The 8,778-nt window shown below is 71.7% G+C and carries 8 protein-coding genes; 5 read left to right on the top strand and 3 right to left on the bottom strand.

Annotated elements, in window-relative coordinates:
• Nucleotides 1-124 precede the first annotated feature (124 nt).
• A complete protein-coding gene (locus AB0K51_RS30610; protein ID WP_363460778.1) occupies nt 125-1,195 on the bottom strand; it encodes a hypothetical protein in 1,071 nt (356 codons plus the stop codon).
• A gap of 396 nt (nt 1,196-1,591) precedes the next feature.
• Between AB0K51_RS30610 and AB0K51_RS30615 the strand changes: the two genes are divergently transcribed.
• From AB0K51_RS30615 to AB0K51_RS30625, 3 genes are all read left to right on the top strand, one after another.
• On the top strand, nt 1,592-2,227 hold the full coding sequence (locus AB0K51_RS30615) for an ankyrin repeat domain-containing protein (protein WP_363460780.1): 636 nt from the start codon (nt 1,592-1,594) through the stop codon (nt 2,225-2,227).
• Nucleotides 2,224-3,423, top strand: coding sequence for a YncE family protein (locus tag AB0K51_RS30620; protein ID WP_363460782.1), 1,200 nt, complete (start codon nt 2,224-2,226; stop codon nt 3,421-3,423). The genes AB0K51_RS30615 and AB0K51_RS30620 overlap by 4 nt, the downstream gene beginning before the upstream one ends.
• A gap of 105 nt (nt 3,424-3,528) precedes the next feature.
• The gene (locus AB0K51_RS30625) at nt 3,529-4,419 is read left to right on the top strand and encodes a pyridoxal-phosphate dependent enzyme (RefSeq protein ID WP_363460784.1); all 891 of its coding nucleotides are present in this window, start codon (nt 3,529-3,531) and stop codon (nt 4,417-4,419) included.
• Between the two features lie 116 nt (nt 4,420-4,535).
• Here the strand turns inward: AB0K51_RS30625 and AB0K51_RS30630 are convergent, their stop codons facing one another.
• Both AB0K51_RS30630 and AB0K51_RS30635 read right to left on the bottom strand, forming a co-directional pair.
• Nucleotides 4,536-6,167 carry an LCP family protein gene (locus AB0K51_RS30630; protein ID WP_363460786.1) on the bottom strand — a complete coding sequence of 544 codons (1,632 nt, stop codon included), beginning with the start codon at nt 6,165-6,167 and terminating at the stop codon, nt 4,536-4,538.
• A gap of 191 nt (nt 6,168-6,358) precedes the next feature.
• Complete coding sequence (locus tag AB0K51_RS30635; protein ID WP_363460788.1) at nt 6,359-6,805, bottom strand: MarR family transcriptional regulator; 447 nt, start codon at nt 6,803-6,805, stop codon at nt 6,359-6,361.
• A 91-nt stretch (nt 6,806-6,896) separates the two neighbouring features.
• On the opposite strand from AB0K51_RS30635, the gene AB0K51_RS30640 reads away from it, so the two are divergent.
• Both AB0K51_RS30640 and AB0K51_RS30645 read left to right on the top strand, forming a co-directional pair.
• The gene (locus AB0K51_RS30640; protein ID WP_363460790.1) at nt 6,897-7,928 is read left to right on the top strand and encodes an NADP-dependent oxidoreductase; all 1,032 of its coding nucleotides are present in this window, start codon (nt 6,897-6,899) and stop codon (nt 7,926-7,928) included.
• Nucleotides 7,929-8,211: 283 nt separating this feature from the next.
• The gene (locus tag AB0K51_RS30645; protein WP_363460792.1) at nt 8,212-8,706 is read left to right on the top strand and encodes a DUF3145 domain-containing protein; all 495 of its coding nucleotides are present in this window, start codon (nt 8,212-8,214) and stop codon (nt 8,704-8,706) included.
• Nucleotides 8,707-8,778: the final 72 nt, after the last annotated feature.

The following is an 8,778-nucleotide window of genomic DNA, read 5'->3' on the forward strand; positions in this document are numbered from 1 at the left end:
CCACGGAAACTGTAGAGCACCGGCAGGCCGGGCAGGCCCAGGCGCGCCGAAGTTCACCCGCGTTGGGGAATGTGCGGGATCAGGATTTCCGACGTCGGACTCCTGCGGGCGGTTTGACCGGGTGTCAGGCGGGCTTCCCGCAGAGCGTGGAGGCGACCGGGACGACACCCCAACTGATCAGGTCCGCCCGGGCGGTGGCGTTGACGCAGGTCCAGCCGCCGGTGGTGCCGGGGCCGAAGACCGCGGGCAGGTTGAACGGGCCGGAGGTCCAGTCGCTGTGCCGCACCACCACGTCCACCTGCATGCCGTAGCGGGTCGCCGCGAAGCCCGGGTTCACCTGGTGCAGGGCCGCGGAGACCGGCAGGTACCCGTCGGTGTTGCGCAGCGAGAGCAGCCCGGGAGCGTCGGCGGCGGTGCCGTGGTCGTTGTAGACCTGCGCGACGTAGTGGCTCGCGTTGTACGGCACCACCGCGTTCGGGTCCTGGAAGACCGGGTCGGTGCCCTCGTCGGGCGCGGGGGTGGCGGCCTGGACGCATCCGCCCGGAGTCAGCGGGACGCCGGACGAGCCCAGCGCGAGCAGGAACTGGTCGCGGGTCTCGGCGCCGACCTGCGGCAGGTAGGCGTGGATCGGGACCCGGTACGGTCCGGTGTAGTTGGGGATGTCGGTGATCTGGTCCCAGGTCTGCTTGGTGCAGGTGTAGATGCCGATCAGGTCGGCCGTGGTGAGGTTGGCGGGCGCGTTGGCACCGGTGGTCGGTGCGGCCCAGGTGACGGCGGAGCGGCCGAGCTGGATGAAATCGTGGTCGGTGAAGGCGGTGGCGTCACGGCCGTGCGTGGCGACCACGAAATCCACGGTGTCGTGCCAGTTGTACTCCAACGCCTTCTGGAGCTGCTCGTCGTTGGGGCGGGTGATGGCCGGGCCGCCGACCTTCGGCACCACGATCAGCGGGCCGCTGACGTAGGAGTCCCATAGGTAGACCCGCGGCGAGGTGGTGTCGCCGCGGCCGGCCAGGTAGGCGTTGTAGTCGGCCGCGAGTTGGTCGAACAGGCCTTTGCTCTGCGGCGTGTTGAAGCCCACCACCGAGTTGGCGGGCGGCGTGACGGCCGGGTCGGCCGGAGCCGCGGTGGCCGCGGCGAGGGTGAGCACGGCGGCGCTGGCGAAGGCGGCCGCGATCCGGGCGAGGGTCCTGTGCATGGGGAGCTACCTCCGGTGGGGGGCTGGGGCGGGCCGGGCAGGGTGGGCGCTATCGGAACGGTAGGCAGGCCTCGGGCTCAACTTGCGTTCCTCCGTGAGGAGTTCGCCCGGACGTTCCGCCTCGTACGCCCCTTGCTCAGCGCCTCCTACCGCGCTGCCCCGGGTGCCTCCGAAGGCCGTGCGTCGTGCCGGTATCCACCGATCGGTTGATGCCTGTGTCAGCCGGAATGGGCGCAGGGACTAGCCGGTTCGCCGACGAATCAAGGCCGTGCTCGGGCCAATTATTGGGTGAGAACGGTTCGGCGGAGACGTCCGGCGGATCGGTCCCGACTGCCTGCAAACGGACGCTGAGGCTTTTCCATGCTGCATCTGCCGACCCTCAGGAGGAGGACCACCGTGACCGCACTCGACCAGCACCTGCTCACTGCCGCCCGGACCGGAGACCTGGGTGCCGCCAGGGCCGCCCTCGCGGGCGGTGCCAACCCGGAGGCCCGCGACGCCGGTGGGCGGACGGCACTGCTGCTCGCCGCGCTCGCCGACCGGGTCGCGCTCGCCGAACTCCTCGTCGCCGCCGGCGCCGACCCCGACGCCCAGGACGACCGTGCCGACAGCCCCTGGCTGGTCACGGGTGTCACCGGCAGCGTGGCCATGATGCGCGTACTCCTGGCCGCCGGACCCGACCTCCGACTCGTCAACCGGTCCGGCGGAGTCAGCCTGATACCTGCCGCCGAGCGCGGACACGTCGCCTACGTACGCGCCGTGCTGAGCGAGACCGACATCGAGGTGGACCACGTCAACCGGCTGGGCTGGACGGCCCTGCTGGAGGCCGTGATCCTCGGCGACGGCGGCCGCGCGCACGCCGAGGTGGTCCGCTTGCTGCTCGCGGCGGGCGCCGACCCTGAACTCGCCGACGCCGACGGCACCACACCGCTCCAACACGCCCAGCGGCGCGGGTTCGACGCCCTCGCCGCCCTGATCCGCGCGGCAATCGCCCGCCACCGGATCGAACCCGAGAACGGAGGGAACCGATGACCGCACGCCGTGACCGCACCCGAACCCGCACCGCGCCGCTGATCGTCGCAGTCCTGCCGGTGGCAGCCGCCCTACTGGCCGGCTGCGCCGCCACCTCCTCCTCACAGGCCGTCAGTTCTGCCTCCACCGTCGGCTCCGCATCGGGCACTACGTCTGCGTCGAGCAGTGCATCCACCCCGACTGGTACCGCCGCTCGGGCTGCGCCAACGACCGTCCCGGCGCCCGGCTCCCTGCTGGTGGCCGACTTCGGTGCGGACACCGTGACCTTCGTCGACCCGCAGCACGGCGCCACGGGGTCGATCCGGGTCGTTACCGCGCCGTACGGCGTGGTGGCCGGAGCGGACGGCCGCGCCTGGGTGAGCACCGCCGAGGGGGTCGCCGTGGTCGACACCCGGGCGCGGGAGCTGCGTCAGGTCATCGCGTACCGGACGGCGGTCGGCGCACCGAGCGACGGCGAGTACCGAGGCGGCGGCATGGGGCTGGCGCTGTCCCCGGACGGCAGCCGGCTGTACGTCGGGGTCAACGTGCCCCGGAAGTCGGGGGTGTTGGAGGTGATCGACACAGCCTCGGGCCAGGTCACCGGTACGGCGCCGGTCGGTCGGCGGCCGTTCGACGTCGACGTCTCGCCCGACGGACGGGAGGTCTACGCGACCGGCCACGACTCCTTCGACGTCACGGTGGTCGGCACTGACAGCCTCGCCACCCGGCGGATCGAGGTCGCGCCGTACGGCACCGCAGGCGGCCTCGGCTCCTGGTTGAAGCCGCACTACGCGGCGGTCAGACCCGCCGACGGCCGGCTGCTGCTGCCCTTCGAGGGCGAGCGGCTCGCGGCGGTCGACCCCCGCACCGGCCAGGTGACCGTCGAACCGATGACGGCCAACACCCACCAGCACGGCACCACCCTCACCGCGGACGGCCGACTGCTGGTGGTCGGCACCGGCGCCATCGACCCGGACGTGGACACCGGGGCGAGCCTGACGGTCCGACAACCCGACGGCCGCGAGCGGATATACCCGCTCGACGGCCCGCACGAGAACGTGGCGAGCTCGCCGGACGGGCACACCGCGTACGTCACCGGAGGCTTCACCAGGGAGGGCTACTGGAACGGACTGACCATCGTCGACCTCGACCTCGACACCGGCGCCACCCGCCGCCTGCCGGCCGGCGAGCGACCCCTGGGCATAGCCGTGCTTTGAGGCCATGCATAGCCATGCTCCAGGCCACCGGGCGCGGGAGCGGTGGATCTCGGGCGGGCTGAACTCGACCCGCCGATCCCGACCGGGCGGATCTAGGGTGGGCGGATGCTTGCTCCCGCCGCCCTGCCCACCCCGCTCACCCCGATTGTCGACCCGAGCCTCGCGGGGGTCGGAGTCGAGCTCTGGTTGAAGCGTGACGACCTGGCGCACCCGCGGGTGCCCGGCAACAAGTGGCGCAAGCTCGCACCGAACCTGGAGGAGGCGATAGCGCGGGGCAGCCGCGGACTGCTCACGTACGGCGGGGCGTACTCCACGCACATCCGGGCGGTGGCGGCGGCGGCACAGGGGCTGGGGTTGGCGAGCGTCGGGGTGATCCGCGGGGTGGAGTTGGCTCAGGCACCGCGGAACTGGTCCCTGCGGCAGGCCGAGCGGGACGGCATGGCGCTGGAGTTCGTCGAGCGTTCCGTCTATCGCGAGCTGGCGACGGGCGCGGTGCCGCGGGCCGGCTACTACGTCCTTCCGGAGGGCGGCTCCAACGCGCCGGCGGTGCGCGGGGCCTCGGTGGTGGCGCAGGAGCTGGCCGCGCAGCTCCCGGGCCTGGGCGGGCACGACGTGGTCTGCTGCGCGGTCGGCACCGGCGGCACCCTAGCCGGAATCGCCGCCGGGCTGCCCGGTGGTGCCGAGGCACTGGGCGTGGCAGTGCTGCGCGGCAAGGGGTACCTGGAACGGGAAGTGACGGCGCTTCACCGAGCGTCCTACGGAAAGGAGTTCGCCAACTGGCGGATCACGCACGGATTCCACGGCGGCGGCTACGGCAAGGTGCCGACGGAGCTGGAACAGTTCGCGGTCGACTTCGAGCGGGCGCACGGGGTGCCGGTGGAGCGGCGCTACGTGGCCAAGGCGCTGTGGGCGGTCCACCAGCTCGCCCGGGCAGGCGAGTTGGCCGACCGCCGGGTGACCCTGGTGGTGACGGGACTGCCCGACCCGGTGAACTGATCCCGCCCGCGTCCGCCCTCAGATCCCACCCACGTCCTCGGGCCGTCCCTCAACTCCCACCAACCACTCCCACCAACCACTGCCACCAGCCACCCTCACCAACCATCCCCCACCGGTCAGCCGAAGCTGAGGTCGGCGCAGATGTCGCTGTCCGCGGGGCGGGTGTTGTCGGCGATGCCGGTCGGGATGGTGGAGGGGATGGCGGTGGTGGCGGGGCCGGTGAAGTCGGGTGAGGGGGCGTCGGAGGGAGCACGGTCCTGGCCGACGGTGAGGGTGAGACCGTCGGCGGAGGGGTCGGCGCGTAGCTCGGCGCCGGGGTAGAGCTGGGCGAGCTGTTCGGCGGCGGCCTGGCGGTCGGGGGCGTACTCGATCAGGGTGGTGCGGCGGGGAGTGGTGTTGGGGCCGACGGTGATGTCGCGATAGCCGTGGGAGCGCAGCTGGGCCGCGGTCTGTCCGGCCAGGCCGGGCGACTTGGCGGCGTTGTGGACGGTGATCGGCACCGCCAGCGAGTCCGCGCTCGGGCTGGTTCCGGCCCCCGCGCTGGCTCCGGCGCCGGGGCCAGCAGCACCTCCAGCCCCGGCCCCGGCCCCAACCCCGGCGCCGGCGCCGGCTCCGTCGATGGGAACGGAGCTGGGGGAGAAGCTGGTGGTCGGGCTGGGCAGGGTGCCGGGAGTTCCGGCGGTGCCGGGGCTCGCCGTGGCGGAGGGGTCGGCGGTGGTGTGGCCGTCCAGAGTGCGGTCCTGGCGGAGCAGGTTCCACAGGGTGTCGGCGTCGGGCTGGACCAGGGCGACCCGTTCGCCCTGGTAGCGCCAGGGGACGGTGACGAACTGGATGTCGGACAGCTTGATGTTCTGCAGTGACTGGGCGAACTCGGCGAGCTTCGCCGCGGAGCCGAGCTCGGGGTCGACGGTGAGCGACTTGGTGGCGGCGTCGGCGAGGGGCAGCAGGGTGGTGGGGTTGAAGCCCTGCCCCTGCACCTTCTTGATCAGGGAAGACATGAAGGCCTGCTGACGGCGCATCCGTCCGATGTCGGAGCTGTCGCCGAGCCCGTGCCGCACCCGGACGTAGTCGACGGCCTGCTGGCCGGAGACGGTCTGGCGGCCCTTGCGGAGGTGGATGCCGTACGCGTCGACGTCGTTGGGGACGCAGACGTCGACGCCGCCGACCGCGTTGGTGATCGCGGCGAATCCCTTGAAGTCGACCACCATGGTGTGGTCGATCCGCAGACCGGTCATGGCCTCGACGGTGTTCTGGGTGCAGGCCGGGTTGCCGGCCTTGAACTCGCCCAGGGTGAAAGCCGAGTTGAACATCTGGTTGGTCTTCGGGGTGGTCCACCGGCCGTCCTGGAGGCGGCAGGCCGGGATGGTGACCAGGGTGTCCCGGGGTATCGACACGCCGACGGCGTGCTTGTGATCGGCGTAGACGTGCAGCAGGATCGCGGTGTCGGAGTGGCCCACGCCCTCGTCGCCGCCGCCCAGTGCGGCGTTGCCGTCGTCGCGGGTGTCGGAGCCGAGCAGCAGCACGTTCACGGCGCGTCCGCCGGTGGGCGCGGTGGGCCCGGCCGGCGGGCGGCTGGTGGCGATGCCCTCGGCGGCGAAGGTCGTGATGTTGTGGTCGAGCCGCTGGTAGAACCAGGCGCCCACCCCTGCGGTGGCGACCACCAGCACGGCGGCGGTCGCACCGACCCCGCGTGCGATCCGACGACGGCGGGAGTAGGCCGCGGCAGGGCTGTGGTTGGCGTCGGTCATCCGTCAGGGCTCTCTCTTCGGGCAGGTGTTTCTGGTGCCCGAGGGCAGGCACAGCCACCACCCGCCGCGCTGCGGATGAGGCACTCGTCACCACTTAGACGGTGCGGCGGCCCGAACGGTTACACACAAACCATCATCGCGGAGAGATTTTTCGAACGGATGGGCGGGGTCCGGTTCGGCATGTCGTCCGGTCAGCCGGTGGCCGAACTGTCCAGCATCCGCCGCAGCAGGTCCCGGAGTTGGACCCGCTCCTCGTCGCCGAGGGCGGCCAGCGGCTCGCGGGCGAAGTTCAGCGACTCGCGCAGTTCCTCGGAGGCGGCCCGCCCGGGCTCGGTGGCGGCGACCAGCTTGACCCGGCGGTCCTGCGGGTCGGGCTCGCGGGTGACGAAGCCCCGGCCCTCCAGCCGGTCCACGATGCCGGTGATGTTGGACGGCTCACAGGCCAGCGTCTGCGCGATGTGCCGCATCGGCATCGGCCCGCGCCGCAGCAGTGCCAGCACCTTCGCCTGGGCGCCGGTCAGCGAGCGGGCGGCGGCGGCTTCCTCGTACTCGCGGTGGAAGAGGCCCACCAGCTTCGCCATGAGGTCCACGACCTCGAGGGTCATCGGGTCGGCGGGCGGCAGCTGCTGCTTCTCCATGCCTCCGAGTCTACCTGAACATTTGACAACATGAACCTTTCATCTCCAGGATTGCTTGAGTAGCTAAACGTTTCACGTCAAGGAGCATGTGATGGCAACGCAGGATCTCCCGCAGGACCTCCCCGCCACCGGTCGCGAGTGGCACCTGGTCGCCCGCCCCCAGGGCTGGCCCACCCCCGCCGACTTCGCGCTGGTCGAGGCCCCGCTCCGGCAGCCCGCGCCGGGCGAGATCCTGGTCCGCAACGCGTACCTCTCGGTCGACCCGTACATGCGCGGCCGGATGAACGACGTGAAGTCCTACAGCCCGCCGTACGCGCTCGGGCAGCCGATGGGCGGCGGTGCGGTGGGTTACGTGGTGGCCTCCGCCGCCGAGGGCTTCGAGGTCGGCGACGCGGTGCTGCACGGCAGCGGCTGGCGTGAGTACGCCACCGTGAGCGCCGCGCACGTGGCCAAGGTGGACCCGAAGCTGGCCCCGCTCTCGTACTTCCTGGGCGTCCTCGGGATGCCCGGACTCACCGCCTATGCAGGCCTGTTGGAGGTGGCCTCGTTCAAGGAGGGCGACACCGTCTTCGTCTCGGGCGCGGCCGGCGCGGTCGGTTCGCTGGTCGGCCAGATCGCCCGGCTCAAGGGTGCCAAGCGGGTTGTCGGTTCGGCCGGCTCCGCCGAGAAGGTCTCCCGGCTGGTCGACGGCTACGGCTTCGACGCCGCCTTCAACTACAAGGACGGCCCGGTCGCCGAACTCCTCGCGCAGGCCGCGCCGGACGGCATCGACGTCTACTTCGACAACGTCGGCGGCGAGCACCTGGAGGCCGCGATCGGCGCGCTCACCGTGCACGGCCGGGTCACCCTGTGCGGCGCCATCGCCCAGTACAACGACACCCAGGCCCCCGCCGCTCCGCGCAACCTCGCCCAGGCGATCGGCAAGCGGCTGCGCCTGCAGGGCATGCTGGTCGGCGACCACTACGGCCTGCAGCCGCAGTTCCACGCCGAGGTCGGCGGCTGGCTGAAGGACGGCTCGCTGCGGTACGACGAGACCGTGGTCGAGGGCGTGGAGAACACCGTCGACGCCTTCCTCGGCATGCTGCGCGGTGCCAACACCGGAAAGATGGTCGTCAAGATCTGACCCCTCGTCGGGTTACGCACCGTCATCCCGCCCCCGCCGGAAGCGATCCGGCGGGGGCGCGGTGTTAGGGCCGTTCGGGGGAGGTGTGCGGGGCGGGGGTAGACCTCTCGGAGGAACCGACTACCATGGGGTGAAAGCTTGTCCGTTTTGCTCAATTTGATGACCTAATGTCGAATAAGTTGAGCTTCACGGGGTAGCCAGTGATCAGTAACTTCCGGACCCGCCGGTGACCGGAACGAGGCAGCTGGGGAAGGCGACCCTCGTCCACAGCCTGGAGGTCCCGGTGACGACACGTGGTGTGCTCTACGTCCACTCCGCGCCCCGCGCGTTGTGTCCGCACGTCGAGTGGGCGGTGGCGGGCGTGCTCGGCGCGCGGGTCAGTCTCGACTGGATCCGCCAGCCCGCCGCGCCCGGCCACTGGCGGTCCGAACTCTCCTGGCAGGGAGAGCCCGGCACCGCCTCGAAGCTCGCCTCCGCGCTGCGCGGTTGGCAGCTGATGCGCTATGAGGTGACCAGCGAGCCCTGCGCCACCGCGGAGGGCGAGCGGTACTCGTCCACGCCCAGCCTCGGCATCTTCCACGCGGTGACGGGCATGCACGGCGACATCCTGATCCCCGAGGACCGGTTGCGCGCGGTGCTGCTGCGGGCCCGCAGCGAGGGCAGCGACCTGGAGACGGAGATCACCCGGCTGCTGGGGAAGCCGTGGGACGACGAGCTGGAGCCGTTCCGGTACGCGGGGGAGGGCGCGCCGGTTCGCTGGCTGCACCAGGTGGTGTGACCTGACGCCCGAAGGGGCGCGAGGCACCGACCGGACCGGTCGGGACACTCAGTAGGAGTGCCCGGCCGGTCC

Origin of the sequence: Kitasatospora sp. NPDC049285 (assembly GCF_040678815.1) — a bacterium.
GTDB lineage: Bacteria > Actinomycetota > Actinomycetes > Streptomycetales > Streptomycetaceae > Kitasatospora.